23 protein-coding genes, 2 tRNA genes and 1 pseudogene are annotated in these 26795 nt (G+C 72.9%); 13 read left to right on the top strand and 13 right to left on the bottom strand.

What is annotated here, in order from left to right:
- Positions 1-67 precede the first annotated feature (67 nt).
- Positions 68-250 (bottom strand): hypothetical protein, encoded by a 183-nt coding sequence (locus tag ACIBAD_RS10415; protein ID WP_030873678.1) that lies wholly within the window; start codon positions 248-250, stop codon positions 68-70.
- A complete protein-coding gene (locus ACIBAD_RS10410) occupies positions 247-2205 on the bottom strand; it encodes a prolyl oligopeptidase family serine peptidase (RefSeq protein WP_398905761.1) in 1959 nt (652 codons plus the stop codon). Before ACIBAD_RS10410 ends, ACIBAD_RS10415 begins: the two co-directional genes overlap by 4 nt.
- Before the next feature lie 229 nt (positions 2206-2434).
- Here ACIBAD_RS10410 and ACIBAD_RS10405 point away from each other — a divergent pair, with 229 nt between their 5' ends.
- The 4 genes from ACIBAD_RS10405 (at position 2435) to ACIBAD_RS10390 (ending at position 6645) form a co-directional block, all read left to right on the top strand.
- Positions 2435-3712 (top strand): MFS transporter, encoded by a 1278-nt coding sequence (locus tag ACIBAD_RS10405; RefSeq protein ID WP_398905759.1) that lies wholly within the window; start codon positions 2435-2437, stop codon positions 3710-3712.
- A 469-nt stretch (positions 3713-4181) separates the two neighbouring features.
- Entirely contained in the window at positions 4182-4787 is a 606-nt protein-coding gene (locus ACIBAD_RS10400; protein WP_398905938.1) for a lytic polysaccharide monooxygenase, read from the top strand.
- Between the two features lie 26 nt (positions 4788-4813).
- Positions 4814-6499 carry an AMP-binding protein gene (locus ACIBAD_RS10395; RefSeq protein WP_398905757.1) on the top strand — a complete coding sequence of 562 codons (1686 nt, stop codon included), beginning with the start codon at positions 4814-4816 and terminating at the stop codon, positions 6497-6499.
- Positions 6500-6571: 72 nt separating this feature from the next.
- Positions 6572-6645 (top strand) — tRNA-Lys (locus ACIBAD_RS10390).
- A 94-nt stretch (positions 6646-6739) separates the two neighbouring features.
- Here the strand turns inward: ACIBAD_RS10390 and ACIBAD_RS10385 are convergent.
- A complete protein-coding gene (locus tag ACIBAD_RS10385; RefSeq protein WP_134075607.1) occupies positions 6740-7498 on the bottom strand; it encodes an IclR family transcriptional regulator C-terminal domain-containing protein in 759 nt (252 codons plus the stop codon).
- 259 nt (positions 7499-7757) lie between these two features.
- Between ACIBAD_RS10385 and ACIBAD_RS10380 the strand changes: the two genes are divergently transcribed.
- The 4 genes from ACIBAD_RS10380 (at position 7758) to ACIBAD_RS10365 (ending at position 12065) form a co-directional block, all read left to right on the top strand.
- On the top strand, positions 7758-8879 hold the full coding sequence (locus ACIBAD_RS10380; RefSeq protein WP_398905936.1) for an LLM class flavin-dependent oxidoreductase: 1122 nt from the start codon (positions 7758-7760) through the stop codon (positions 8877-8879).
- A gap of 254 nt (positions 8880-9133) precedes the next feature.
- Positions 9134-10828, top strand: a complete 1695-nt coding sequence (locus ACIBAD_RS10375) for a glycosyl hydrolase family 18 protein (protein ID WP_398905754.1) — start codon at positions 9134-9136, stop codon at positions 10826-10828.
- Between the two features lie 168 nt (positions 10829-10996).
- Entirely contained in the window at positions 10997-11857 is an 861-nt protein-coding gene (locus ACIBAD_RS10370; RefSeq protein ID WP_398905752.1) for a Scr1 family TA system antitoxin-like transcriptional regulator, read from the top strand.
- Positions 11805-12065, top strand: a complete 261-nt coding sequence (locus tag ACIBAD_RS10365; protein WP_398905750.1) for a DUF397 domain-containing protein — start codon at positions 11805-11807, stop codon at positions 12063-12065. Before ACIBAD_RS10370 ends, ACIBAD_RS10365 begins: the two co-directional genes overlap by 53 nt.
- 114 nt (positions 12066-12179) lie before the next feature.
- On the opposite strand, the gene ACIBAD_RS10360 is transcribed toward ACIBAD_RS10365, so the two are convergent.
- On the bottom strand, positions 12180-14009 hold the full coding sequence (locus ACIBAD_RS10360; RefSeq protein WP_398905748.1) for a putative bifunctional diguanylate cyclase/phosphodiesterase: 1830 nt from the start codon (positions 14007-14009) through the stop codon (positions 12180-12182).
- Positions 14010-14397: 388 nt separating this feature from the next.
- Between ACIBAD_RS10360 and ACIBAD_RS10355 the strand changes: the two genes are divergently transcribed.
- Complete coding sequence (locus tag ACIBAD_RS10355; RefSeq protein ID WP_398905746.1) at positions 14398-15591, top strand: M6 family metalloprotease domain-containing protein; 1194 nt, start codon at positions 14398-14400, stop codon at positions 15589-15591.
- 74 nt (positions 15592-15665) lie between these two features.
- Here ACIBAD_RS10355 and ACIBAD_RS10350 read toward each other — a convergent pair.
- From ACIBAD_RS10350 to ACIBAD_RS10320, 7 genes and pseudogenes are all read right to left on the bottom strand, one after another.
- Positions 15666-15739, bottom strand: a tRNA-Lys gene (locus tag ACIBAD_RS10350).
- Positions 15730-16312, bottom strand: a pseudogene (locus ACIBAD_RS10345) (hypothetical protein). Before ACIBAD_RS10345 ends, ACIBAD_RS10350 begins: the two are co-directional and overlap by 10 nt.
- Positions 16313-16456: 144 nt before the next feature.
- Entirely contained in the window at positions 16457-16807 is a 351-nt protein-coding gene (locus ACIBAD_RS10340; protein ID WP_134075602.1) for a hypothetical protein, read from the bottom strand.
- Positions 16808-17037: 230 nt separating this feature from the next.
- On the bottom strand, positions 17038-18384 hold the full coding sequence (locus ACIBAD_RS10335) for an AAA domain-containing protein (protein ID WP_398905744.1): 1347 nt from the start codon (positions 18382-18384) through the stop codon (positions 17038-17040).
- Positions 18381-19946: a hypothetical protein gene (locus tag ACIBAD_RS10330; RefSeq protein WP_134075600.1), complete on the bottom strand. Its 1566-nt coding sequence runs from the start codon at positions 19944-19946 to the stop codon at positions 18381-18383. Before ACIBAD_RS10330 ends, ACIBAD_RS10335 begins: the two co-directional genes overlap by 4 nt.
- Positions 19934-21079 (bottom strand): hypothetical protein, encoded by a 1146-nt coding sequence (locus tag ACIBAD_RS10325; RefSeq protein ID WP_134075599.1) that lies wholly within the window; start codon positions 21077-21079, stop codon positions 19934-19936. Before ACIBAD_RS10325 ends, ACIBAD_RS10330 begins: the two co-directional genes overlap by 13 nt.
- Complete coding sequence (locus ACIBAD_RS10320; RefSeq protein ID WP_398905741.1) at positions 21018-21911, bottom strand: phosphatase PAP2 family protein; 894 nt, start codon at positions 21909-21911, stop codon at positions 21018-21020. The genes ACIBAD_RS10325 and ACIBAD_RS10320 overlap by 62 nt, the downstream gene beginning before the upstream one ends.
- A 117-nt stretch (positions 21912-22028) precedes the next feature.
- Here ACIBAD_RS10320 and ACIBAD_RS10315 point away from each other — a divergent pair, with 117 nt between their 5' ends.
- The gene (locus tag ACIBAD_RS10315; RefSeq protein WP_398905739.1) at positions 22029-22625 is read left to right on the top strand and encodes a histidine phosphatase family protein; all 597 of its coding nucleotides are present in this window, start codon (positions 22029-22031) and stop codon (positions 22623-22625) included.
- 277 nt (positions 22626-22902) lie between these two features.
- On the opposite strand, the gene ACIBAD_RS10310 is transcribed toward ACIBAD_RS10315, so the two are convergent.
- Positions 22903-24198, bottom strand: a complete 1296-nt coding sequence (locus tag ACIBAD_RS10310; protein ID WP_134075596.1) for a tetratricopeptide repeat protein — start codon at positions 24196-24198, stop codon at positions 22903-22905.
- A gap of 277 nt (positions 24199-24475) precedes the next feature.
- Here ACIBAD_RS10310 and ACIBAD_RS10305 point away from each other — a divergent pair, with 277 nt between their 5' ends.
- The 3 genes from ACIBAD_RS10305 to ACIBAD_RS10295 all read left to right on the top strand — a co-directional run bounded on the left by ACIBAD_RS10305 (position 24476) and on the right by ACIBAD_RS10295 (position 26195).
- Positions 24476-24916, top strand: coding sequence for a hypothetical protein (locus tag ACIBAD_RS10305; RefSeq protein WP_398905737.1), 441 nt, complete (start codon positions 24476-24478; stop codon positions 24914-24916).
- A gap of 17 nt (positions 24917-24933) precedes the next feature.
- Positions 24934-25845, top strand: coding sequence for a spermidine synthase (locus ACIBAD_RS10300; RefSeq protein WP_398905735.1), 912 nt, complete (start codon positions 24934-24936; stop codon positions 25843-25845).
- A gap of 143 nt (positions 25846-25988) precedes the next feature.
- On the top strand, positions 25989-26195 hold the full coding sequence (locus ACIBAD_RS10295; protein WP_134075594.1) for a cold-shock protein: 207 nt from the start codon (positions 25989-25991) through the stop codon (positions 26193-26195).
- Between the two features lie 16 nt (positions 26196-26211).
- Here the strand turns inward: ACIBAD_RS10295 and ACIBAD_RS10290 are convergent, their stop codons facing one another.
- A complete protein-coding gene (locus tag ACIBAD_RS10290) occupies positions 26212-26757 on the bottom strand; it encodes a hypothetical protein (RefSeq protein WP_398905733.1) in 546 nt (181 codons plus the stop codon).
- Positions 26758-26795: the final 38 nt, after the last annotated feature.

Genomic DNA, 26795 nt, shown 5'->3' with positions numbered 1-26795 from the left:
CTCACCGGCACGGCCGGCGCCGCGGCGGGGTGCCGTGCGTGGCACCCCGCTACGGCGCTGCTTGGGCTCACTGCAGAGGCGACTTCTTCTCCGTGTCCTTCTTCGTGCGGGTGGTGCAGGCCGGCGCCGGGTCGTTCGGCCGGACCGGGACCGCCTTGTCCAGGGCGGCCTGGGTGTCCGGATGAATGATGAGCCCGCGCTCCCGCTCGGTGGCGCTGATGGGGTCGACGCGCAGTCCGTGACGCTTCATGGGGTTGACCTTTCTTCGGTTTCTTCGGTGTGGTGGACGGGGTGGTGCGAGCCGGTCCGTCCGCTGTTGCGGTGGTCGGCGGTTCTGGGGGAGGTGCGCAGCGTGTCGTCGGCGTAGCGCACCATGGCGGACCAGGCGGCGGCGTATCCGGCCGGGTCTCGGCCCAGGTCGTGTCCGCCGCCGAGCCACCGGACGCGATGCGGGACGTCGTGGCGCCGCAGCGCGGCGAGGTAGCGTTCGATCTGTTCCGGAGGGCACTTCTCGTCGTCCGCCGAGGCGGCGAGGAAGAGCGGGCCGCGTACGCGGCCCACATAGGTCATCGGGCAGGCCGCGCGATAGCGGTGTGGCACCTGCTCGGGGGTGCCGCCGAAGAGGCGGTCGTCGACCTCCCGCAGCGCCGGCGTCGTCGCCCGGTACGCCGCCGTGTAGTCGGCCACCGGGGCGACGGCCAGCCCCACGTCCCAAAGCCGGGGCTGGACGCCCATCGCCAGCAGCGTCAGGTAGCCGCCCCAGGAGTAGCCGCACAGGCCGGTACGGCCGGGCTCCGCGACTCCCGCGTCGATGAGGTGGCCGCGCACCGCGGCGAGGTCTTCGAGCTGGGCGAGGCCGACCCGGTGGCCGAAGTCGTCCCGCCAACGGGGGCCGTAGCCCGTCGAGCCGCGGTAGTTGGTGCGCACCACGGCGAATCCGGCCCGGACCAGGGCCTCGGTCCGGCCGTCATAGGCGTCCCGGTCGTGGGTGTGGGGCCCGCCGTGAACGAGGAAGACCGTCGGCCAGGGGCGGTGGCCCGCCCTGCGGCCGGGCGGGGTGGCCACGAAGCTGTGGATCTGCCCGTACGGCCGACGTGTCCACAGCTCGCGACGCCTGGGTCCGGTCGTTCCGCCGGGCGCCGTGCCGCGTGACGCCGTCGTGGAGCGGCCGGAGTGGCCGGAGTGGCCGGAGTTGTCGGGATGTTCCGGGGGTTCCGGGTGCTCCGCACTTTCCGCACTTTTCGGGCTTTGCGGGTGGCAGATCAGTGGCCGGGGCGGTTCGCCGTCGCGGCTCCACAGGCAGTGGACCGTGCGGTCGGGTGCGCAGGAGAAGTCGATGATCGTGCCCTCGGGCGTAGGAAGCACCGTCGTCGTACCGCGGTCGAGGTCGGCGCGGAGCAGGCGACTGCGTCCCGCCCGGTCCTGCTGGACCAGCGCCGTGCGGCCGGGCCCGTACCAGCAGGCGGTGATCTCCGTATCGAAGTCGAGGGCGGAGCCGGGACCATGCGTACGGATCCCCTCGCCCTGCCGCCAGAAAGCCAGGGTGTAGCGGCCCGCGCGTTCGAGGACGAGCAGCAGTTCCGGCCGTGCGGTGGTGTGGTCCGGGCGGAAGCCCAGCGCCCACACCGCGCCGCCGTCGCCGTCCCCCGCTGCGCCGGGGATGGCGTCCACGAGGACGCCGGAGGCCGGTGACCACAGCCGGACCGCGGCCGGTCCGGCCGGGTACCCCGCGGTGGCCAGCAGCCGGCCGCCGGGGGCCAGGCCCACCACTGCCGCATAGCCGGGCTCCTCGGCCACCAGGCGGGCGCGCTCGCCCGGTCGGCCGAGGTAGTACCGCGAGCGGTCCTCGACCCCGACGCCGATGGCGGCGAGGCCGCTGCGGGGGTCGAAGGCCAGGCCGTGCATCCGCCCGGCGGGTACGCCGTCGAGCGCCGGGCGCGGGTGCCCGCCCTCGAACGGCCCGCGCAGCCAGTGGCCTTGACCGCCGGGGGCGGCGTCGAACCACCACAGGCCGTGGCCGTCCGGCTCGATGGCGGCGGTCTCCACACCCAGCGGTGCGGTGGTCGCCTGCCGGCGCTGACCCGTCGTCAGATCCCAGGCCACGATCTGCGGGAGACCGTCCACATACCGGGTCTCGACCGCTCGCCGTCCGTCGCCGGCGGCGAAGGACGGGACGTGCACCGCCGTTCCGATACCGCCGCTCATCGCGTCCCTCCCTTCGTTGGTGTCCGCTTCCGCCGCCGGTGGCCTTGGCTGTGGTGGGCTCCGACGTCCATCACACTGCCGGGCGGGCGGGCTGCGCGGCAGGGAAGAAAGCGCAGCGGCACCGACAGTGACCACTGCCGGTTCTTCCCTGGCACCGGACGGTGGGCGGGCGACAGGGTGCGGGGGCGACCACATGGCCCGGACCCACCGAGGAGAAAGAGGCGACCCGATGACGATCGCGGCGACCCAGCCCGGCACAGCCCCCGTCCCACCCGCCGGAGCGCCGAACGGCACACCGGGTGGCAGGCCGAGCCGTGCGCTGACGGCGGTCTATGTCGCGGGCGCGGTGACGGCGTTGGGCACCCAGATGACCATGCTCGCGCTGCCCTGGCTGGTGCTGGAGACCACCGGCTCGGCCACCCGGGCGGGCCTGGTCTTCGCTGGCCAGGTGCTGCCCATGGCGCTGCTCGGCTTCGCGGGCGGAGAGGTCATCCAGCGCCTGGGCGCCCGCCGGACCATGGTCATCTCCGATCTCGCCCGCGCTCCGGTGGTGGCGCTGATCCCGCTGCTGCAGAACCTGGGCGCGCTCAATCTGGCCGTCCTCATGGCGATCGTCGTGGCGCTCGGGGCGCTGGCCGTTCCGTACCACGCGGCACAGCGGGTGCTGGCGATGGAACTCCTGAGCCCGCACGCCCGCTCTCTGGCCCGCGCCAACAGCGCGCTGGCCGGTGTGACGAACGGCTCGGCGTTCGTTGGACCGGCGCTCGCGGGCGCGCTGATCCCGCTGGTGGGGACCACATCGGTGATATGGCTGGACGCGGCCTCGTTCGCCTTCTCCGGGTTGCTGCTGCTGCGCCGCGTCCCGGCAGGGGGTGGCGGGGCCGAAGGGTCCGCGGCCGGGCCGCGCGGCCTGTGGGCGGGAGTGCGGCATCTGTGCGGCGACTGGTTCCTGAGCCGGGCGATGCTGTCCACCGTGGTGTTCGGGCTGATGCTGCGAACCCAGATGATCACCATGCCGGTGCTGGCGTTCGCCCGGTTCGAGGGGGACGCCAGGGTCGGCGGCCTGCTGATCGCCGCCTATGGCGCCGGTGGTCTGGTGGGCTCGGTGGCCGCCTATGTGCTGGCGGCACGGGTCGCCCCCGTACGACTCGCCTGTACGGCCCTGGTCTGCGTCGCTCTGCCCCTGTGGACGCTCCTGGTGCCCGTGCCGGCCAGCGCGCTCGTCGTCGCCATCGGCCTGTCATCGGCCGCTGCGCCCCTGGCGAACGCGCCGCTGATGGGCCTGCTCTCCGCCCGGCTGCCGGACGGCTTCGGGCCCAAGGTGTTGCAGGCCGTGGTCACGATCAGCACCCTGGCCGGGCCGCTGGGCTTCCTGGCCGCGGGCGCCGTGCTGGACCGGGCCGGTGTCGCGGCGGCCCTGGGGGGCGTCGCCGCGCTCGCGACGTTCGGCAGCGGCAATCTGATCCTGGCCCTGCGCCGCCTCCGGGCCACCGAGGACCCGAACTGACCTGGTCTTCCGAGAAGGTCCCGGTGGACGAGGGTCACGCGGCGGTGGGGTTCACCGGAAGCCCTCCTCGCGGTACTCCGCGTCCGAGCCCGCCGCGGTGGCCATGCGCAGCTCGATGCGGGCGGATCTGGAGGCCGCCGGTGTCCCGCTACGCGCCAGTCGGTCAGCCTACCGTCAGCATGGTCGGCTCACTGGGCGCTCCATCGGTGTGCGGTACGAGTCAGTCAACGCGTTGAGCGCGTGCGCAGAGGGCGCAGGCGCACGGACAACGCGAACGCTCGAGCAAGGGACGCGGCGGATCGGGAACGGGTGTCCGGAACCTGCCGGGCCACCCGTTCCCTCATTGGTCTGGACATGGCCAACTCCCGTCAATAGCCTGGTACTTGGTCTAGACCTAAATCCCCACGCTTGCGCGCACGCTCTCATCGGACTCCCCCCACGTTCAAGGAGCATCATGCGTCCCATCCGCATGCCCGTTCACCTGCCCAGACGAGCCGGCGCCGCCACGCTCGGCCTCGGCGTCATCGCCGGCCTGGCGCTGCTCACCGCCCCCACCGCGAGCAGCCACGGCTACACCGACACCCCCATCAGCCGCCAGAAGCTCTGCGCTAACAAGACCGTCTCCGACTGCGGCCCGATCCAGTGGGAGCCGCAGAGCGTCGAGGGCTACAAGGGCTTCCCCGCCGCCGGACCGGCCGACGGCCAGATATGTTCCGGCGGGCACAGCGAGTTCGCGCAGCTCGACGACCCGCGCGGCGGCACCTGGCCCACCACCAAGGTGACCGGCGGGCAGAGCTACGGCTTCCGGTGGCAGTTCACCGCCAACCACTCCACCACCGACTTCAGGTACTACGTCACCAAGAACGGCTGGGACCCCACCAAGCCCCTTACCCGCGCGTCCCTCGAATCCCAGCCCTTCCTCACCGTCGCCTACAACGGCGCCCGGCCCCCCATGACCACGGTCCACCAGGGCACCATGCCGAGCGGAAAGTCCGGCCGGCACATGATCCTGGCGGTCTGGACGGTCAACGACACCGCCATGGCCTTCTACTCCTGCTCCGACGTTCAGTTCTGACGGAACGTCAGCTATTCTCCGGCGGCATGCGGACGACACCCGGAACCGTCGCGGAGCTCGTAGCGCGCCAATGGGGCGACCACCGGCCGGGGCTGATGTACGGCGGCAGCACGCACACCGCCGTCGTCAGCCGCCACCGGACCGTCCAGGCGGCCGCCGCGCGCGCCGCGCTGCTCGTCGACCTCCTGCCGGCGGGCCGGGGATTCGAGCCGCACATCGGGGTGCTGCTCGACAACACCCCCGAGTTCCCGTTCTGGCTCGGCGCGGCGGCCCTCGCCGGGGCCGCCGTCGCCGGGATCAACCCCACCCGGCGCGGTCCGGAGCTGGCGCGCGACATCCTGCACACCGACTGCCGGATCCTCGTCACCGAGCGCGTCCACCTGCCGCTGCTGCGCGGGCTCGACCTGCCCGGCGTACGGGTCCTCGTGACCGACTCCGAGGAGTACGCCGCCCTGCTCGCCCCGTACGCGGGCGCGAAGCCGGGCGAAGCGGTGCTCGCCGCCCCCGCCCCCGGCTCCCGCTTCCTCCTCTACTTCACCTCCGGATCCACCGGCGCCCCCAAGGCCGCCCTCTGCAGCCAGGGCCGGCTCGCCGCCGCCGCGGACTCGCTGGTCCGGCAGTTCTCGGTCACCGCCGAGGACGTCCACTACGTCTGCATGCCGCTCTTCCACGGCAACGCGGTCATCGCCGACTGGCTGCCCGCCCTCGCCGGGGGCGCGTCCGTGGCGCTGCGCCCCCGCTTCTCGGCCTCCGCGTTCCTGGCCGACGTCCGCGCGTACGGGGCGACGTACTTCACCTACGTCGGCCGGGCCGTCCAGTACCTGCTGGCCACCGAGCCCCGCCCCGACGACCGCGACCACTCGCTGCGCCTCGGCTTCGGCACCGAGGCCGGAGCGGTGGACGCGGCCCGCTTCGCCGAGCGGTTCGGGGTCCGGCTGGTGGAGGGGTACGGGGCCACCGAGGGCGGCGCCTCCGTCCAGCGGACCCCTGACACCCCGCCGGGCGCACTGGGCCGGGCCGGGCCGGGGGACGACCTGGCGGTGATCGATCCGGAGACGGGCGCGGAGTGCCCGCCGGCCGTCCTGGACGCGCGGGGCCGGCTCCTCAACGGCTCCTCGGCGATAGGCGAGCTGGTCAACCGCGGCCGCAGCCTGTTCGAGGGCTACTGGCGCAACCCCGAGGCGCAGGCCGAGCGTACCCGCGACGGCTGGTACTGGACGGGCGACCTCTTCTTCCGCGACGCGGACGGCTTCCTCTACTTCGCGGGCCGTACGGACGACCGGCTGCGGGTCGACAGCGAGAACCTGGCCGCGGCGGTGATCGAGAACATCCTGGCGCGCTGGTCGCCGGCGGCGGCTGTCGCCGTGTACGCGGTGCCGGACGAGGTGGCCGGCGACCAGGTGATGGCGGCGGTGGCCCTGGAGGAGGGGGAGGGGTTCTCGCCGGAGGCGTTCTCCGCGTTCCTGGCCGCCCAGCCGGACCTGGGGACGAAGATGTCCCCGCGCTACGTCCGGATCGTGGAGTCCATGCCGGTGACGGCGACCAACAAGATCCACCGGGCCGCCCTGCGGCGCTCCGGCTTCCGCTGCCCCGACCCCGTCTGGTGGTGCCCGCCGGGCGGCTCCGGCTACCGCCTCCTGGGACAGGAGGACCTCGCCGGGCTGCTGGCGGCGTACGCGGCGCACGGCCGGGGGGAGCTCCTGGAGCGCTGATCGGTGGTCCGCGGCTTCCCCGGGTATTGGTTTTGAGCACCCCTGAGGACCAGGTAGTATTTTCTCTGTCAGGCGCCGCTAGCTCAGTTGGTTAGAGCAGCTGACTCTTAATCAGCGGGTCCGGGGTTCGAGTCCCTGGCGGCGCACCTGTACTTCGGGCGGTTTCCGGTTCACCGGGAACCGCCCGAAGTGTTTTCCGGCCCGTTCCGGGGCGTCCGCCCGGCGCACGCGGCCCGGACTTCAGAGCGTGAGCGACAGGAGCAGGGGCGCGGCCTTCCGGTTCAGCGCGTCCGCCGCGGCCCGCAGCCGGTGCGCGTGCTCGACCGGCATCGACAGGGCCAGGCAGCCCACCGAGGCCCCGGCCGTGATCGGTACCGCGGCGCAGACGGTGCCCACCGCGTACTCCTGCAGGTCAAGCACCGGGACCGTGGCCGGCTGGGCGTCCAGTTTGGAGAAGAGGATCCGCTCGTTCACGATCGTCTTCGACGTGAGCCGGGCGATCTTGTGCCGCGAGAGGTGGTCGCGGCGCCCGTTTTGGTCGAGCTGCGTCAGCAGGCACTTGCCGACCGCGCTGGCGTGCGCAGCGGAGCGGAAGTCGACCCACTCGTGCACCTTCGGGGTGCGCGGGCTGTCGGCGAACTGCGTGATCTTCACTTCGCCGTCCACGTACCGGCTGATGTAGACCGCCGCGCCCACCGAGTCCCGGAGCCGGTCCAGGGTGTCCTGGAGCTTGTTCTGGAGTGCCTGCTGCCGGTCTATACCGGAGCCGAGCAGCACCAGGGAGTCGCCTATGGCGTAGGCGCCGTCCGACACCTGGAGTACGTACCCCTCGCGGCGCAGCATGAGGAGCATGGGGGTGAGGTGGACCGCGGGCAGGCCGGTCTCACGGGCGATCTGTACATCGGTCACACCGCCGGTGTGGCGGGCGATCGTTTCGAGTACGCGCAGGGCGTACTGCACCGAGTGGAACGGCGCGGTCGGCTCGGGCTTCAGCGCCACGGTTTCCCCCTAGCAGGTTGTTACCGCTTGCCCTACCACGATAGCCATCAAGAGGCCCACGTGGAGCGCCTGTTGATGAGATTGATGGCTCGATCACGCCCTCCTGCCTCCGTCTACTCCTCTGGCATATGCCAAGGTCACGCCCGCTGCCCGAGGATGCCGGGAATGCCCGCGCGCCGCCGATGGTTCGAGTTCTTCGTACGGACGGCGGAGCGAGGCGGGAGCGACTATGAGTGACACCGGGGACGCGGGTCCGGCTATGGATGGGGACGGCCGCGAAGATCGCGGGGGTCGCGGAGGCCGCCGGGATCCGATCCGGGGCGCGGTACGCGGCCACGCGCCGGTCCCGCTCTCGGTGCTCGACCTCGTCACGGTCGGCAGCGGCAGCACCGCCTACGACTCCCTGCGTACGAGCGTCGACATCGCCCGTCTCGCCGAGTCCCGCGGGTACCACCGGCACTGGGTCGCCGAGCACCACTCCATGCCCGGGGTGGCCAGCTCCTCCCCGGCGGTGATCCTGGCCCACCTGGCCGCCCACACCTCCCGCATCCGGCTCGGCTCGGGCGGTGTCATGCTGCCCAACCACGCGCCGCTCGCCGTCGCGGAGCAGTTCGGCACCCTGGAGGCGCTCGCCCCGGGCCGGATCGACCTCGGGCTCGGCCGCGCCCCCGGCACCGACGGCCGCACGGCCGCCGCCCTGCGCGGAAGCGGCCGCCTCGACGAAGCCGCCGAGGAGTTCCCCCGGCAGCTCGTGGAGCTCACCCGCTTCCTCGACGACGACTTCCCCGACGGGCATCCGTACGCCCGCGTCCACGCGGTGCCGGGTCCCGTGCAGGGCCCCGCCGGGCGGCCGCCGCTGTGGCTGCTCGGCTCCTCCGGGTTCAGCGCCCGGCTCGCCGCCGAGCTCGGCCTGCCCTTCGCGTACGCCCACCACTTCTCGGCGGCCGGCACCCTGCCCGCGCTGGACCTCTACCGGCAGGCCTTCCGGCCCTCGGCCGTACTGGACGCCCCGTACGCCGTGATCGGGGTCTCGGCGCTCGCCGCCGACACCGACGGGCAGGCCCGCGCCCAGGTGCTCACGGGCGCGCTGTCGATGCTGCGGCTGCGCAGCGGCCGGCCCGGGCTGATCCCGACGCCGGAGGAGGCGGCGGCGTACGGATTCTCCCCGCTGGAGCAGGAGTTCGTGGACGGCTGGCTCGCGAACGTCGTCCACGGCACGCCCGACGAGGTCCGCTCCGGGCTCGACGACCTGGCCAAGCGGACGGGCGCCGACGAGCTGATGCTGACCGCCAACGCCCACAGCGGGGCGGCCCGGTTGCGCTCCTACGAACTCGTCGCGGACGCGTACGGGATGCCGGCGGAGGCTCCGCGAGCTGACTGACGGCTCGGAACGCCGCTCGGCTGGTCTGTTGCCGCAACCTTGCGCGGAGATGGCCATAAGGCAGCCTTAAACCGCTCGTCACCCGGGGTGGCGAGCGGTTTTTCGTATGCGCGCAGGGCTCTGACGAGGGGATTTACCCGGCGAGTGGTCTAGTCCTTCTTTGGTCCAAACCATTGACTCGGACCTCGGGTGATCGCTATCACTTCTCCCACCCGAACCTCTTGCTTCCCCCTCCCACCCCCCGGAGGCAGTTCATGCACATCCGTAAACCCCTCATCGCGGCCGCCGCCACGGCCGCGCTGGCAGCCGGAGCCCTGGCGGGCTTCGCGGGGCTCGGCACCGCACAGGCCGCCGACTCGGCCGCCGCCGCAGGCGGCAACGTCAAGATCGCGTACTACGACCAGTGGAGCGTGTACGGGAACGCCTTCTACCCCAAGCACCTCGACACCCGCGGCATAGCGGGCAAGCTGGACGTCATCAACTACTCGTTCGGCAACATCCACCCGACGAACCTGACCTGTTTCGAGGCGAACAAGGCGGCGGGCGACGACAACAACCCCAACGCCGGTGACGGCGCGGGCGACTCGTACGCCGACTACCAGAAGTCCTTCGCCGCGGCGGACAGCGTCAGCGGGGTCGCCGACAAGTGGGACCAGCCGATCGTCGGCGTCTTCAACCAGTTCAAGCAGCTGAAGGCCAAGTACCCGAACCTGAAGATCAACATTTCGATCGGCGGCTGGACCTACTCGAAGTACTTCAGCGACGCGGCGAAGACCGACGCCTCCCGCAAGAAGCTGGTCTCCTCCTGCATCGACCAGTACATCAAGGGCAACCTGCCGGTCGAGGGCGGCTACGGCGGCCCGGGCAGCGCGGCCGGCATCTTCGACGGCATCGACATCGACTGGGAGTACCCCGGTTCGGCGGGCGGCCACCTGGGCAACCACTACGCCCCCGAGGACAAGCAGAACTTCACGCTCCTGCTCAAGGAGTTCCGCGAGCAGCTCGACGCGTACGGCGCGGCCAACGGCGGCAAGAAGTACCTGCTGACCTCGGCCCTCCCGGCCGGCCAGGACAAGATCAAGTACATCGAGACGGACAAGATCGGCGCGTACCTCGACTACGCGAACATCATGACGTACGACATGCACGGCGCCTGGGACGGCGACGGGCCGACGTACCACCAGTCCCCGCTGTACTCCGGGGCCAACGACCCGACCGACCCGATCGCCCCGGGCACCGAGAAGTACAGCATCGACAACGCCATCGACTCCTGGATCGACGGCAAGCCGGCCTACGGCATCGCCGGCGGCTTCCCGGCCAACAAGCTGACGCTGGGCTACGAGTTCTACTACCGCGGCTGGAAGGGCGTCCCCGCCGGGGCGAACAACGGCCTCGCGCAGAGCGCGACCGGCGCCTCCGGCGCCCGGCCCACCAGCCAGCAGGCCGGCATCGCCAACTACAAGGAGCTCGGCGGCATCGTCGACAACCCGGCGAGCACCTTCTGGGACGACCAGGCCAAGGCCTCGTACTTCTACAAGGACGGCGAGTTCTTCACCGGCCTGAACCAGAAGTCCATCCAGGCCCGGGTCGACTACGGCAAGCAGCGCGGCCTGGCCGGAGCGATGATGTACTCCCTGCTCGGCCTGGACAACAACACCACGCTGCTGAACCAGATCTCGGACTCCCTCGGCGGCACCACGCAGCCGCCGACCACCCCGCCCACCACGCCTCCGACGACCCCGCCGACCACCCCGCCCACGACGCCGCCGACCACCCCGCCGACCACGGGCTGCGGCTCGACCCCGGCGTACGTCGCGGGCACCGTCTACACCGGTGGCCAGGAGGTCTCCTACAACGGCCGCAAGTACAGGGCCCAGTGGTGGACGCAGAACGAGACCCCGGGCACCACGGGTGAGTGGGGTGTCTGGAAGGACCTCGGCGCCTGCTGATCTCCCCCCACCCCGCGCCGAGCGACACCCCGCCCCGCACCCGGTTCCCCCGGTGCGGGGCGGAGGTGTGTCACATGGTTGCCGGATTCCGGACACCGCTGCGTGGCGGTCTCGCTACGCTCGGCCACAGCTGAATCCGACCCGCGTCCCGATGGGGGTGACCGTCCCTTGGTCCTGGCCCGCGACCTCGATCCCAGCGCCTCACCACTGGACTACTACGGCTACGAACTGCGTCGGCTGAGAGAGGCCGCCGGTCTGAAACAGGGGCAGTTGGGCGACATCATTTACTGCACGGGCTCGCTGATCGGGCAGGTGGAGTGCACGAAGCGGGTGCCGACCAGGGACTTCTCGGAGCGGCTGGACGCCGCGCTCGGCACGGACGGAACGTTCTCCCGGCTGGTGGGCCTGGTCTTGCGGAGCGTGCTGCCGACGTGGTTCCAGCCGTTCGCGGAGATGGAGGCCCGTGCGGCGTACATCTCGACGTACCAGGCCCAGCTGGTGTACGGGCTGTTGCAGACCTCCGACTATGCGCGCGCCGTCTTGGCGACCGGACTGCCGGACGGTTTGGATGATTTGTTGGCCGCCCGTTTGGACCGTCAGCGAATCCTTGACAGGGACAAGCCGCCCATGGCGTGGGTGGTACTGGACGAAGCCGCCTTGTACCGGCCGATCGGTGGCCGGGAGACCATGCGGCAGCAGCTCGCTCACCTCTTGAGCTTCCGCGATCGGCGTTGGGTCAGGATCCAGATCCTCCCCTTCTCGGCTGGTGAACACGCCAGTCTGATCGGTTCGTTCACCGCCATGCGGTTCGAGGACGACCCGGACATCGTCTACTCGGAAGACCTGATCTCCGGGCACATGACGGCCAACCCTGACACTGTCAAGGAAGCCGCACTTCGTTACGCTCATTTGCAGGCCGCCGCTCTCTCGGTGGAGGAGTCGGCGGCGTTGATTATCCGCGTAATGGAGGAACGCTATGGGCACCAACCAGAACCTGACCAACGCGGTGTGGCGCAAGTCAAGCTATAGCGGAAACACGGGCGGCGAGTGCGTCGAGTGTGCTCCCCTCGGCGCCGCCGCCTGGCGCAAGGCTTCGTACAGCGGTAGCAATGGCGGCGAGTGCGTCGAGGTAGCGGCCCAGCCCTGCGGTGTCGCCGTCCGGGACTCCAAGGCCCCCGAAGGCCCCGCCTTCACGGTCGCCCCCGAGGCGTTCGCGGCCTTCGTGCGCAGCCTCTGAGGGGTCCGGGCGGAGCCCTGGGGGCACCTCCCAGCGGTAGCTGGGGGAGAAACGGAGAAAGGGCGGGGCGGGGAGACGGCTCCGCGCAGCGGCCCCGTACACCGCCCCGCAGGGTCACGCCCCGGGGCGGGTGCCGATCATCTCGGCGATCAGCTCCGGGGCCACCGCGCGCGAGTACAGCCAGCCCTGGCCCGTGTCGCAGCCGACGCGCCGCAGCCGGGCCGCCTGGCCGGCGGTCTCCACGCACTCCGCCGTCACGGTCAGCCCCAGCCGGTGCGCGAGCTGCACCAGGGCCTCGACGATGGTCTCGTCGGCCGGGTTCGGATGGGTGCCCTCCTCGTAGCGGAAGCCCCGTACGAAGGAGCCGTCCAGCTTCAGCACGGACACCGGCAGCCGGCTCAGGTACGCCAGGTTCGAGTACCCGGTGCCGAAGTCGTCGATGGCGATCCGCACGCCCATGTCGCTCAGCGCCTGGAGGGCCTGCAGCGGCCGGCCCGCGGAGCCCATCACCGCCGACTCGGTCAGTTCGAGCTGGAGCAGCTGCGGGGCCAGCCCCGTCTCGGCCAGGATCCCCGCCACGTCGCCGACGAGGTCGGAGTCCCACACCTGGCGGACCGCCACGTTGACGGAGACGAAGACCGGGGCGTCGCTGGGCCGCTCGATCTGCCAGCGCCGGGCCTGCCGGCAGGCGGTCCGCAGCACCCACCGCCCCAACTGGACGATGGAGCCGTCTTCTTCGGCAATTCCGATGAACCGATTCGGCGTCAGCGTGCCGAACTGGGGGTGGTTCCAGCGGACCAGCGCCTCCACCCCGCGCACCGCGCCGCTCTCCAGGTCCACGAGCGGCTGGTACTCCAGCGCGAACTCGCCGCGCTCCACGGCCGGCCGCAGCGTCGAGGTCAGTGCCTGCCGGGTCATGCGGTGCGCGTTGCGCTCCGGGTCGAACAGCGTCCAGCGGGCCTTGCCGTCCGCCTTCGCCCAGTACAGGGTCGTGTCCGCGGCCTGCATCAGCCCGGTCGCCGAGGTCCCGTCCGAGGCCCGCTCCACCACGCCGATCGACGCAGAGACCGACAGCCGCTGCCCGGCCAGGTCGAACGGCTCCTGTACGGCGGCCAGTACGCTGCGCGCCAGGTCGGTGAGCTGCTCGGTGCCGGTGGAGTCCTCGACCAGCAGGGCGAACTCGTCGCCGCCGAGACGGGCCACCAGGTGCCCGCCGGTGCGCCCGTAACCGGACTGGTCGGCGCACTGCGTCAGCCGGGACGCGACGGCCGTCAGCAGCCGGTCGCCGACCCGGTGGCCCAGGGTGTCGTTGACGGCCTTGAACCCGTCGAGGTCGAGGTAGCACAGACCGATCCGCCCTGTGCCGCCATGCTCGTACGAGGAGGCCTCCAGGGCGGCGGAGAGCCGCTCGAAGAACAGCGCCCGGTTGGGCAGCCGGGTCACCGGGTCGTGCATCTGGAGGTGGCGCAGCCGGGCCTGGAGGTCGCGGCGGTCGCTGATGTCGGCGACGGACAGCAGCACGTCCCGGGTGCCGGGCACGGGCCCGAGGGTGACCTCGGTCCACAGGGAGTGCCCGTCGGGGTGTTTGAGCCGCCGGGTGCAGCGCAGCCTGGCCTGCCGGCCGCGGAGCACCTCCTGGTACGCCTGCCAGGTACGGGCCTCGGCACCCAGGTCGACCAGGTCGGCCGCGCTCTGCTCGACGAGCGCGTGCGGCTCGGTCCCGAGGAGCCCGGCCAGCGCCTCGTTGGCGGCGACGACGTGGCCGGAGCGGTCGACGACGGCCATCGCGAGGTGGGCCGCGTTGAAGGCCGCCCGGTAATCGGGCAGCTCGGACCCGGTGCGGGTCGGCGTCGTCGGTATGGCCGGCACTGTTTGATGACGCTCCGTAATGGCCGAAGGGATGCTGTCGGCCGCCGAACCGGTTCCCTCTGAGGTTCCGCTCACCGTTGGCTCCCGCAGTGCTCGTGAGTGTCCGTGCAGGAAAGTGTGCCGATCATAGAGGCACCGTACGGCCCCATCCAGCGGCGTCGCCGTGCGGGGCACGGGACTTCGGCGTGCTGACGCCCTGCCGGACGGGTCCCGGGCGATCGTTTCTGCACGCCTCTGAGCAGCGAAAGCTCCTCGACGATCTCCGGTGATCGGTCGTGACGTTCTGTAGGCATGTGGGTGAACCCCCCGAGTCACCGGCTTGCCCTAGTGCTCACTCGTGTGGGGCAGCGGAACAGGGCATTAGTAAGACAATCGCCGCAGGGTGGGACGAGATGGTACGAATCCACCACCGGAGGTCGATGTGCCGCGACAGGAGACACCCGGGGGAGTGGAACGCTCGCCCATGAGAAGCACGGCTGCGGCGCTCACCTCCCTGACGGCACTCGCCGCCATGTCGCTCGTCGCGGGTCCCGCGGTCGCCGATCCGGGGGCCGGGCCGTGCGCCCTGGTCCGTACCTCGGCGCACCACTCCCTGGGCCTCGACACCTGGAACCGCTCCTACCCCAAGCCGGAGCGCACCCTCCACGCGGTCATGGTCTTCCTCTCCTTCCCCGACCACCGGACCACCCTCACGACCGAGCAGCTGACCGGCGACTACTTCCCCGCGACCAGCGACTTCTTCGAGCGGGCCTCGTACGGGAGGTTCCGTCTGGAACCCCACCCGCAAGAGCGGTGGATCCAGATGCCCAAGCCGTCGACGGCGTACGGGATACAGCGTGACTGGGCGGCCCAGGACCGGGCGGCGTACCTGCGGGACGCGGTCGGGGCCGCCGACCGGGAGGTGGACTTCTCGCAGTACGACGTCGTGTACTTCGTCGCAGACCCGGACGCGCCCGGAGTGGACTCCGACGCCACCAAGGTCGTCAACTTCGACCGGCCGATCCGGGCGGACGGGACGGACCTGCGGCGGATCGTGACCGTCTTCGAGCGGCACCCGCCGGACCGCAACGTCCTGGCGCACGAGACCGGGCACGTCTTCGACCTGCCCGACCTCTACCACCGGCCGACCGACGGCAAGGGCGACTGGGACACGTACGTCGGCGACTGGGACGTCATGGGCAGCCAGTTCGGGATGGCGCCGGACCTGTTCGCCTGGCACAAGTGGAAGCTCGGCTGGCTGGACTCCTCCCAGGTGGACTGCGTGCAGTCCGGCTCCTCGCTGCACACCCTGCTGCCGCTGGCCCAGGCGCCGGCCCCCGGCGCCAGCGGCGGGACCAGGCTCGCGGTGATCCGTACGGGCATCGGGAGCGCGATCGCGGTCGAGGCGCGGGGCTCCGCCGGCAACGACGGGGACACCTGTACGGAGGGTGTCCTGGTCTACCGGGTGCGCAACGAGGCGGCGTCGGGCGGCGGTCCGATCGAGGTGCTCGACGGGCATCCGGGCTCGGAGGCCTGCTGGGACCGTTCGGTGTACCCGCCGCTGGCGGACGCTCCGCTGGAGGTGGGGGAGTCGTTCACGGTGCCGGGGGAGCGGATCAGGATCGAGGTGGCGGACCGGACCCCGTCGGGCGCGTACACGGTCAAGATCACCACGTAGCAGCGCGTTCCGGCCGGAGCGCGTCCCGGAACACGAAGAAGGCCCCCACTCGCGTGGGGGCCTTCTTCCGTCTGTGCGCCGCCAGGGACTCGAACCCCGGACCCGCTGATTAAGAGTCAGCTGCTCTAACCAACTGAGCTAGCGGCGCTTGCTGACGAGGAAGACATTAGCAGGCGGACGGCCGGAACGAAAAATCGATATCCGCAGCTCGGGCGGCGCGGAGGTACGCCCACAGGAGTGCCTCCGGTCCGGGCAGCCAGGGGGCGCGGGTGTCGGGGGCGACGACCCAGCGGGACGGCCCGGGGGTGGCGTCGAGCGGCGGCACGGTGACGGCGTCGCCGCGGCCGTGGCACAGGGGGGCGGGCACGGAGCTGCCCCACTCCTCCCAGGCGAGCAGCGCGGGGAGGCGGTGCGCGGTCCCGGTGGAGGTGAACAACAGCATCCGCCCGCGGTGCACGGCAACGGGCCCGGAGCCGGGGCCCTGGGCCCAGAGCAGGTCGAGCATGCGGCGGCCGAGGACGAGCGGAACGTTGACGACGTCGAAGGCGGTCCCGCAGGGCAGCACGGCCGGGGCGGTGGCCCGGGCCTCCCAGCGTGCGAGGGTGCTGTGCGGGTGCGCGGACGCGGAGGCGAGCCAGGCGGCGCCCTGGGGGGTGACGTGGGTGGCGGTGCGTGCTTCGTGCGGGGCGGGGCAGGCGGGTGCCGTCGTCAGCGTCGTCATACGGACCGGTCTACCCGCCGTAGCGATCCGCTTTCCGGGAGTTACGAAAAACCGGGACAGGGCGGGGGATGGTGGGCTATGTTGCGCCCCGCATATGCCAGGTGCGACGCCTAAAGCGATATCCGCCGCACCCGGCGGTCACGGCTACGGGGTGCCCGGGCCCGCCTCGCGCTGGAGGGACTCGCCGAACTCGATCATCTTGAGCGCGTAGTCCTCGGTCCAGTCCGCCTGCGCGGCGATCTCGGCGGGCGGCACCCGGTCGAACCGCCGCGGATCAGCGAGCTGCGCGGCGGCCAGCGCCTGGAACTCCACCGCCCGCTCCTGCGCCGCCCGGAAGGCGAGCGTCAGCTCGGTGGCGCGGGCCAGTAGCTCCCGCGGGTCCTCGATCGACTCCAGGTCGAAGAAGTGCTCCGGGTCCGTGGCGGCCTCCGAGGGCTCGAAGAGCAGCGGCGCGGGCCGCAGCTTCCGCTCGGTCGTCCGCTCGGGCTCTGCCATGCGTGTCCTCCTGCTGCGCGTTCGGGATCCTTCCGGGCCACCCTCCATTGTCCAACGCCGCGCAAGAGCGCCGCCTTCGGGCCGGTCAGGGTCTCCAGGGGACGCGGTGCTCCGCCAGGTGGGCGAGGACCGAGTGGTTGGCCTCCCAGCCGTCCGGGCTGTTTTCTTCGGCCGCCTCCGGCGGTGTGCCGGACTCCGTCCGGCGTTCGTGCTGCCGCCGGCCCGGCGTGTCAGGGTCTCCAGGGGACGCGGTGCTCCGCCAGGTGGGCGAGGACCGAGTGGTTGGCCTCCCAGCCGTCCGGGAACTTCACCGTCACGCCCAACTGGACCGGCTCCGTGGAGGGGTGGTCGTCCAGCAGTTCCGCTATCCCCGCCCGGGCCACCACCACGCAGGCGTGCCGGTGGCGCGAGGCCAGCACGCACAGGCGGCCCGTCTCCAGGTGGAACGCCGTCGCGTCCGGGCGGCCCGACAGCGGGTGCAGCACCACCGTGAGGTCGTACTCCCGCCCCTGGAGCCGGTTCGCGGTGTCCACCGTGACCCCGGCGACGCCCAGCTCCGCGAGGGCGGCCCGGACCGCCGCCGCCTGGTCCCGGTGCGCCGTGCCGACCGCGATCCGGTCGGGGGTCAGCGGGACCGGGAACTCGGACTGCTCGTCCGCCGTCACCGCCCCCCGGTCCAGCGCCCGGCGCACCACCAGGGCCACCGCCCGCACGGCCTCCGGGTCGGTGCGCGGGGTGTGCCGCGCGGGCAGCTCCAGCAGGCCCCAGCCCGACTCGGCGGCCTCGTCCAGCACCCGGTCCGGGCCCGAGCCGTCGCCCGCGACCCCGTACGACAGCCGCCGCTCGCCCGGGCCCGTACCGCTGCGGAACTGCGTGTACGGGTAGAACGCCCGCGAGACCAGCGGCGCGGCCGACGCCGGGAGCCGCCAGGACACCGGCAGCCGGTGCTGCGGAAGGTGCGGGTTGTGCGCGAGGAGGGTGCTGACGGCGCTCGCCGAAGGGTCGTACGAAAGCCCGGCCCACTGCTCGGCGCCGACCACGCTGAACGGGTCCAGCTGCCCGGGGTCGCCCACGAACAGCGCCCGGTCGAACAGCCCGGCCACGGCCAGCAGCGCGTCCGAGCGCATCTGGTACGCCTCGTCGACGATGGCGTGCTCCCAGGGCTCCGCGTCCTTCACGTACGCCCACTTCGCCGCCGTCGAGATGGTGATCGGCAGCTCCGCCAGGTCACCCGGCTTCGCCGAGAGGGTGACGGAGGGCAGCTCCCGCAGCGCCGGATCGTACGCGTCGCCGTCACTGCTGTGCAGCCGGCCGACCTTCAGCTCCGGATCCTTGTCGGCGAGCCGCAGCACCAGGTCGTCGACCTGCGCGTTGGTCTGCGCGACCACCATCAGCCGGCGCCCGGCCGCGGCCAGCTCCCGGGCGGCCCGCACCACCAGCGTGGACTTGCCGGCCCCGGGCGGGGAGTCGACGACCACACCGCGCTCGCTCCCGTGCAGGGTGTCGCGCAGGATGGCGGCGGTCGCCTCGGCGGCGGCGGTACCCGGATCGAATCCCCGGTCGGATGCGGTGCTCACAGGACGTCCTCGTCGGTCACGGCGTCGGGCAGCGGAGCGGCGGTCGCGGATCCCGGCGGACCGCCGTGCGTCCACGGGGTCCGCTCCGGGTCCGGCAGCTTCGGGCCGCCGCGCGCATCGTGCTCGAACAGCGTCCAGCAGACCCGGTCGCCCTTCTCCGGCACCGAGCCCGGCTCCGGCTCCCGGCCGCGGCCCATCTTGTCGAGCAGTCGCAGCACGAGCCGCCCGCCTTCCTCGAAGCGGACGAACTGCGCCGCCTGCGGGCGGCCCTCCAGCGAGCGGAACACCTTGCCGCCACCGCCCTCCGCGAGCTGCGGACGGTCCTCCGTGGCCACCGTCACCAGCGGGCGCGGACTCGGCCGCTTCGACTCCGTCCACTCCATCACGACCTCGGTGACCTCGCCCGCGAACGCCTCGCCCGACAGCCGCCGGCCCGCCATCACCAGCGGATCGTCCAGCGCCTCCTGGGCGTCGAGCCGCACCTGCTCGGTCTCCCGCGTTGCCAGCTTCTGCGCCGCCGTCACCGCGTCGTCGCGGCGCGGCTGCGGGGGCTCGCCCGCCCGGATCCGGTCCCGGTGGCCGGTGTACGACCAGCGGTCGCGGGTCCAGCGCTCCTCGGCCCGCTCCCCGGCCGGCAGAGCGCGCAGCAGCTCCAGGGACCGCCACACCGCCCGCCAGGTGGGCCGCATCTGCTCCGCGACGAGCTCCCGGACGGCCGCCTCGGCGCGCGCCACGGCCAGCGGGTCGCCCTCGGTGCGCGCCGCGTCGTAGCGGGCCATCGCCGGGGCCAGCAGCTTGTTGTCGAAGGCCGGGTCGGTGGCGGGCCCGGCGGGCGGGAGGAGCAGCTGACCGTCCCGGTCGCGGCCCAGTTCGGCCCGCACGGCGGCCTCCGCGCCCGATTCCCCCTCCGGCGGGGCTATCCACGACAGCAGGGCGCCCAGGTGCTGGTCCTCCAGATTGCTCTGGCCGGTGGCCCAGTGCCGCCCGAGCAGCTCCGTCGCCGACAGCAGCATCGAGGCCCCCGGGACGCGGGAGCGCTCGCCCAGGTGGGTGAACCAGCGCCCCAGCAGCGGCACCCGGGTGGGTGCCGGGTACGGGTTCTCCGGATCCTCCTCGGCCGTCCTCCGGAACCGCATCGACCGCCCGAGCAGCCGTACGTACTCGACGCCGGCCAGGCTCGGCACGATCAGCTGCGGCGCGTCCAGGCAGAGCTCGGCGGCGACCTTGGTCTTCGCGCCGGTGTCCGGGTCGGTCTCGGTCCGCTCCACGTACTCGACGTCGTCCGCGTACCCGTCGACGTACGGCAGGACCTCGTCGGCCAGGTCCGCGAGGAAGGCCCAGCGCAGGTCCCGGTCGCGCGGCTGCGGCACCACGAGCAGCCGCGGCGCTTCGGGGTCCGTGCCGACCAGCGCGCCGAGCGGGGCCCCGGCCTCGCCCGCCGTCGTCAGGGGTACGAGGACCAGCGGGCGCCCGCTCAGATGCCGGTGCCGGACGGTCGCCAGCGGCCTGGCGCGGCCCGCCCGGACGGCCTCCAGCCGCGCGAGGGTGTTCAGCAGGGACATGCGGCCGCCTCCAGGGCCTCGGCGCGCAGCCGGGCCGCGTGGTGCAGGGAATCAGCCGTCGGGTCGTCGGGGCGGCCGGAGCCGGCGGCGGCCGCGAGGGCTTCCTCGACGGTGGTGAGAGCGCCGAGCTCCCCCCGTACGGAACGACCCAGCGCGGTCACCGCGCCGGCGGCGCGGGCCCGCTCCCGGCAGTGGAAGGCCAGCTCGCAGGCGGCCAGGCATTCGGGGGCGTAGGCGGCGGTGACGGCCGAGACCGCCTCGGTCAGTTCCTCGGCGGGCCGCGCCGGATCGAAGCTGATCCCCTCGGGCAGCGCGGCGGCCAGCTCCTCGACCCGGGTCAGCCGCTCCAGCTGGCGGCGGGTCACGGCCCGCTCGCGGCGGACGTCGACGGGCGCGGCGGCGGGCAGGTTGGAGAAGTCCTTGGGGCAGACGAGCAGCGCGGTGTGCCCGACCACGGCGGAGGCCAGCTTCTCGGCGGTCTTCTCCAGGGCCAGGACGTACACGGCGGCCTGCCGGGCCGCGGCGCCCACCTTCGCGGCGTCGGCCGCCCCGTCGATCATCGGGAACGACTTGATCTCCACGACGGTCCAGCGGCCGTCGGGGTGCACGACGACGGCGTCCGGCTCCAGATAGGCGGGGGAGCCCGCCACCTCCAGGGCCAGCATCGGGTGGTCCAGCAGGGTCCACGCACCGGAGGCGGCCCCGGCGGCGGTCGCCTCGCGCAGCGCGAGCGCGGTGCGGGCGGCGCGGCCCTCCGGCCCGGCGGCGGTCAGCTCGGGGACGCGGGCGCCCGGGCCGGGGGGCTCGGAGCCGGCGCCGAGGTGCTCGTGCACGAGCCGCAGGAGCTCGGCTCCGCCATCGCCCTTGACCCTGGCCTCGAAGGAGTTCCCGCGGACGATCGCGAACTGCGACTGGCCGAAGGGGGCGGGCGAGCCGAGGGCCGCGGCCAGGGCGGTCTTGTCCACGCCGGCGCCGTCGAGCAGGGCCCGTCTGCCGCATCCGGGGTTGGCGGCGAGCGCCGCCAGCGCGCGGGCGTCGAGCGGGCGGGGCGGCACGGCGGGGCCGCGCAGGTCAGCGAGCCGCTGCCGCAGTGTCGTCGTCGGAGGCGGGCCGCTGGGCGGGTAGGAGCTCACGGGCGGAAGTGTCCCATCCGCCACTGACAATCGGGGCGGTACCGCGGAAAGCGGCTGATCGGGCTGTCGGCGGCGCGGCCGGCCGGGCTCCCGGCCGCGCTCCCTGCCGGGCCGCTCGCGCGGACAGCCGGCGCGTGATCGCGTACCCGGCGGCCATCACGGCGGCTCCGGCGGCCGCGTCCAGGAAGTAGTGGTTGGCGGTACCCATGACCACGAGCGCGGTGACGGCGGGATAGGCGGCGCCGAGCCCCCGCAGCAGCGGGTGCCGCCCGTGCCGCCAGAGCATGACCCCGCACCACAGGGCCCAGCCGACGTGCAGGCTCGGCATGGCCGCGTACTGGTTGGTCAGGCCCCCGAGCCCGCGCGGCGCGCTGGCCTCGGCGCCCCACCAGCCGTACGCGCTGTACTGCGCCATCGTGTCGGTGAACCCCTGCGCGGCGTCCAGCAGCCGGGGCGGGCAGGTGGGCATCAGGATGAAGCCGACGAGCCCGAGGAGGGTGGAGACGACGAGCCACGTACGGGCGCTGCGGTAGTGCCGCGGCCGGCGCAGGTACAGCCAGACGAGCACGGCCGGGGTGACGAGGTAGTGCAGGGAGGCGTAGACGAAGTCGGCGGGTATCCCGAGCAGTCCCTGCTGCGAGAACAGCCGGTTGAGCGGCCGTTCGAAGTCGAGCCCCAGCAGTTCCTCTGTCCGCAGGACCGACAGTCCGTGGCCGACGGCGAGGTGCACGTCACCCCTGGCGAGGAGTCTGCCACCGGTGTACGCGCCGTAGACGAGCCCCAGGAGCAGCAGTTCGGCCCACCACCGGGTGGGCTTCTGCCGATTGGTCATATGCGGTAGGACGCTTGTGCGACGTGGTGGGTTGCCTGGTGTTCATGTGATGGATGATGGATGGACGACGCAATCGCCCAAAGTCGTATGAACCGCTATTTACCGGGAGAGTTCCCTATGGCCCCCCGCATCCTCCTGGCCCGGCACGGCCAGACGGCGTGGTCCCAGCTCGGCAAGCACACCGGACGCACGGACGTGCCCATGCTGGAGGACGGCAGGCGCGGCGCGAAGCTGCTCGGCGAGCGGCTGGCCCGGGCTCCCTGGAGAGGCCTGCCCGGTGTGGAGGTCCGCACCAGCCCGCTGGTCCGCGCGAGCGAGAGCTGCGACCTGGCGGGCTTCGGAGCCCAGGCGGATCCGTGGGACGCGCTGATGGAGTGGGACTACGGGGACTACGAGGGCATGACCCCGGCCGAAATCCAGGCGGTCCGCCCGGGTTGGCTGATCTGGCGCGACGGCGTTCCGGGCGGCGAGTCCGTGGCCGACGTCGCCGCCCGGGCCGACGAGGTCGTCGCCTGGGCCCGCTCGGCGGAGCGCGACGTGCTGGTCTTCGCCCACGGGCACATCCTGCGCACGCTGGCCGCCCGCTGGCTGGGCCTGGAGGCCTCCTTCGGCGCCCGCATCCGCCTGGAGCCCACCTCCCTCTCCGTGCTCGGCTGGGCGTACGGGGCCCCCGCCCTGGAGCGCTGGAACGACACGGGCCACCTGGACCTCTGACGGCGGAGGGCGCTCCTCGGGCCTGAAGCCCCGTACGGGGGAGGCCGGTTGGGTGATCGGCGCGGACCGGCGCCGAGCTCGTCGCCGCGGCCGCCGAAACGCCGAACGGGCGGCGGGCCGCGCTCCGGCACTCGGACGGCGCGGTCTACGAGTACGTCGGCGGATGAGCGCAGCGAGCGGGTGGCCGGGTGGTCGGGGTCGTCGGGCGGCCCGGGCGGTCGGGCGGTCCGGGTGGTCCGGGTGGTCGGACGACCCGGGCGGTCGGGCGACGGGGTGGTCAGACCGTCGCGTGGCGGGTCAGGAAGGCCGCCACCCGGGGGCTCCGCTGGTGCGGGACCAAGGCGCGGGCCGTGCCCGAGAGCATGGACTGGATCCGGGTGGACTGGACTTCGGTGAGCAGGTCCAGGACCCGCCCGCCCGCCCAGGCCGCCTCGTCCGGGGCGCCCGCGCGGGCCAGGTCGTCGGCCAGCTCGGCCGTGTAGAGGGCAACGTTCCGGGCGAAGTGCGGATCCTGGAGGTCCGCCGCGCGGCGGGCGTGCCGGGCCGCGCGGGCGTACTCCCCGAGGGCCGCCCAGCACCGCGACTCCAGCGACTCCAGCTCGGCCTCGCCGAAGAAGGACATCCACTCCGGGTCCGCGGCCGCCGCGCCGCGGGAGAACTCCGTGTGCGCCCGGGCCAGCGCCTCCTCGCAGGCCTTGCGGTCGGCCAGCCCCGCCCAGCCTCCCGCCTCGCGCAGCGCGAGCAGCGACAGCAGTCGCGGGGAACCGAGGGAGCGGGCGGCGCGGCGGCCCGCCTGGGCCGCCCGTACGGACTCCCGGGGCCGGCCGCAGTCCCGGGCCAGGAAGGCCATGTTGCTGAAGGCGTGCGCCTCCAGGCCCGCGTCCCCCGAGACCCGGGCCGTGGCGAGGGCCTCCGCGTAGTGCGAGCGGGCGTCGTCGAAACGGCCCGAGTCGTGCGCCAGCCAGCCCACGGAGATGGCCAGTTCACCGGCGCCGGCGTGCAACCGGTCCTCGGTGGACTGCCGGGAGGCCCCGGCGTCCAGCAGCGCGTAGGCGGTGCGCAGGGGTTCGGCGGCCTTGCGGTACAGCGCGTCGGCCCCGTGCCGGTCGTCCAGCAGCCGGATCTGGCGTACGGCCTCCTCGACCGCGGCCGCCTCGGACTCCCCGGCCCGGGACGGCGGCCGGCGGGTGTCTCCGAGCAGCGTGAAGCCGATCGTGGCGGCCGCCACGGTCGCGGAACCGCCCGCCATGAACGCGCGACGCAGCACGTCGCTCTCCTTGTGGGTGAAAGGTGCGGAGCGCTGCGCGAACCGGCCGCGGACCGCCTCGCGCGGGGAGAAGCCCAGATCGGCCAGGGTCCGGCCGGGGAACATGTGCAGGAAGACCCGCTCGTACGCGTAATTGGGGCAGCGGATCTCGCCGGACTCGACCCGGCCGATGTAGCGGGCGTCGCAGGAAACCGTTTCTCCGATCTCCTTCGCGGCCCGGCGCACCATGCCCGCGAACTCGGCCGGGGAGTGCCGGCCGCGCAGCCGCCGGAACGTCTGATTGGGTGAGTGGGGGAACGCCGCCATGGACGTGGCCTCTCTGGCAAGGGACGCACCGCCGGTTCCGCGGGATGGAGCCGGGTCCGGCGCGCATGAACGTACCGCCAGAGACAGGCGGTTGATGCGGTGTTTGGCTACAAAAGGGATATCTCACCCGCGATCCGCCATGAAGTGCCATCCTTTGCAGCGTCTTGCCGCCGCACCCGTTGACGTTTTCGCGCGTTGAGCCCCGTGCGGGGTGTGAGCTGACTCCCGCCCCGCTCGTATTGCGGATCGAGGAGGGGTTCCCTTGGTGGAGGGCGGCATGGAGAGCACTGGAATGAACACCGCGCCCGCGTCTTCGGGCGCGACCCCCGTCCCGGCCGCGACTGCCGTGGCGGTCGCTCCGGCCGAGGCGCCGGACCTGGTGACCGTGCCCACCCGGCAGGGCCTGGAGGCCGTGGACATCATCCGCCGCGCCGCCGGCCTGCCCGGCGGGGTCGGACCGGTGCTGCACGACGGCTCCGGCGACACCCTCGGCTTCCTCGTCCCGCCCGGAACCGCCGACGGCTGGGACATGCCGGGCAGCGCCTGCACGCAGACCAACGGACGCGGCATGCGCTTCGGCGACGTCTCGCCCACCGCCGGCGACACGGGCTGGCTGCTCCCGCCGGAAGCCGTCGGTCCGGTGACCGACCCGGAGGTGCTGCGCGCCGCGCTCGGCGAGGCCGCCCGCCTGATCGAGGCGGCGGACAACTGCCGCTGACCGGCGACAATGGGGTGGTGGCAGGCAAGGGTGGCAAGGGCAGCGGCAGCGGTAGGCAGCGCGGGCGCGCGAGCGGCAGCGTAGGCGGGAGCGCGGGCTCCGAGACGGTCGTCGGGCAGGTGGACGGCGGCACGGCGGAGCTGGCTCCGGACCGGGAGCGCGCCCGGGCCTGGACGCTGCTCATCGACGGAGCTCCGCAGTCGCATGTGGACCTGGGCGATCCGGGGTACCTCGACTTCGCGTACCAGCGCCGGATCGGCCACCTCATCGACCTCGTGGCGCCCGCCCGGCAGCCCCTGAACGTGGTCCACCTGGGCGGCGGCGCCTTCACCCTCGCGCGCTACACGGCCGCCGCCCGGCCCCGCTCGACCCAGCAGGTCGTGGAGATCGACGCCGCCCTGGTGGCCTTCGTACGGGAGCACCTGCCGCTGGACCCGCAGGCGCGGGTCCGGGTCCGGGCGGTGGACGCGCGGGCGGGCCTGGCCAAGGTTCCGGACGGCTGGGCCGACCTCGTGATCGCGGACGTGTTCAGCGGCGCGCGCACCCCGGCGCACCTGACGAGCGCGGAGTTCCTGGACGACGTACGGCGGGCCCTCGCGCCGGGCGGCTGGTACGTGGCCAACCTCGCGGACGGTCCGCCGCTCGCGCACCTGAAGGGCCAGATCGCGACGGCCGCGTCGCGCTTCGAGCACCTGGCGCTGGCCGCAGACCCGGTGGTGTGGCGGGGGAAACGGTTCGGCAATGCGGTGCTGGTGGCAGCCGACCGGGAGCTGCCGGTCGCCGAATTCACCCGCCGGGTCGCGAGCGACCCGCATCCCGGCCGGGTCGAGCAGGGGCGGGCCCTCGCCGATTTCGCGGGCGGCGCGTCCCCCGTCGCGGACGCCTCGGCCGTGGCCTCCCCGGAGCCCCCGCCGTCGGTCTTCCGCTGAGGTGCCGCGGGGTCGCGAACCCGCCGCGACACGCCCTCGTACGGATGACCTTGCGCTCCGAACACCCCGCGGGCGGGTATGTCTGCGAGTCGAGCGCCCCGCCGGGGCGAGCGGACATCAGCAGGCAGCAGGGAGACACGGACATGGCCAACGGCACCGTCAAGTGGTTCAACGCCGAGAAGGGTTTCGGGTTCATCGCGCCCGAGGACGGCAGCGCGGACGTCTTCGCCCACTACAGCGAGATCCAGGGGACCGGCTTCAAGGAGCTCCAGGAGAACCAGAAGGTCCAGTACGACGTCAGCAGGGGTGCGAAGGGGCCGCAGGCGACGAACATCACCGTCACGGCCTGACGCCGGACGACACCCCCTAGGCCTCGTAGGTCTCCACCATCGGCGGGTGGTCGTTCCAGGTGCAGAAGACCGACATCTCCCGGCCCGCCTTCGTGAAGGTGACCCGGATCCAGTACGGCTGCTTCCACACCTGCATCTGCCAGCCTGCGTCCGGTGTGGCCGAGACCAGCTCGGCCGAGGACGTACCGAGGTCGAAGACCACCCGGCCACCCGTGACCGGATAGGCCTTCACGTTGCCCTGGTCCCCGCCGTCGCCCCGCTGCTCGTCCTGGCGCGGGCTCGGCGGGGCCGCCTTCTGCGGGGGCCTCGCGGGGGAGGCGCCGGTGGAGGGCGAAGCCGAAGGGGAGGCGGCGGAGGGGGACGGCGCGTCCGAGGCCGGTGGCGGCGAGGGCGTCGCCGCGCGGTGGGTGGAGGAGGACAGCGGCTGCGTGGTCAGCGGCACGGCCAGCGGCGGATCGTAGGCCGTTCCGGACATGACGGTGTGCACGCCCCACCAGGACAGCGTCACCGCCGCCCCGGTAGCCAGCGTCCAGGCAAGTGCGTGAACAAGTCCTCGGTGCATCAGGGCACATACTGCACCACCCGTCCGGGAGGCGGTCC

The sequence above is a fragment of the Streptomyces sp. NPDC051109 genome (genome assembly GCF_044455885.1).
Lineage (GTDB): Bacteria > Actinomycetota > Actinomycetes > Streptomycetales > Streptomycetaceae > Streptomyces.
This window is presented reverse-complemented; position numbering and strand designations above follow the sequence as displayed.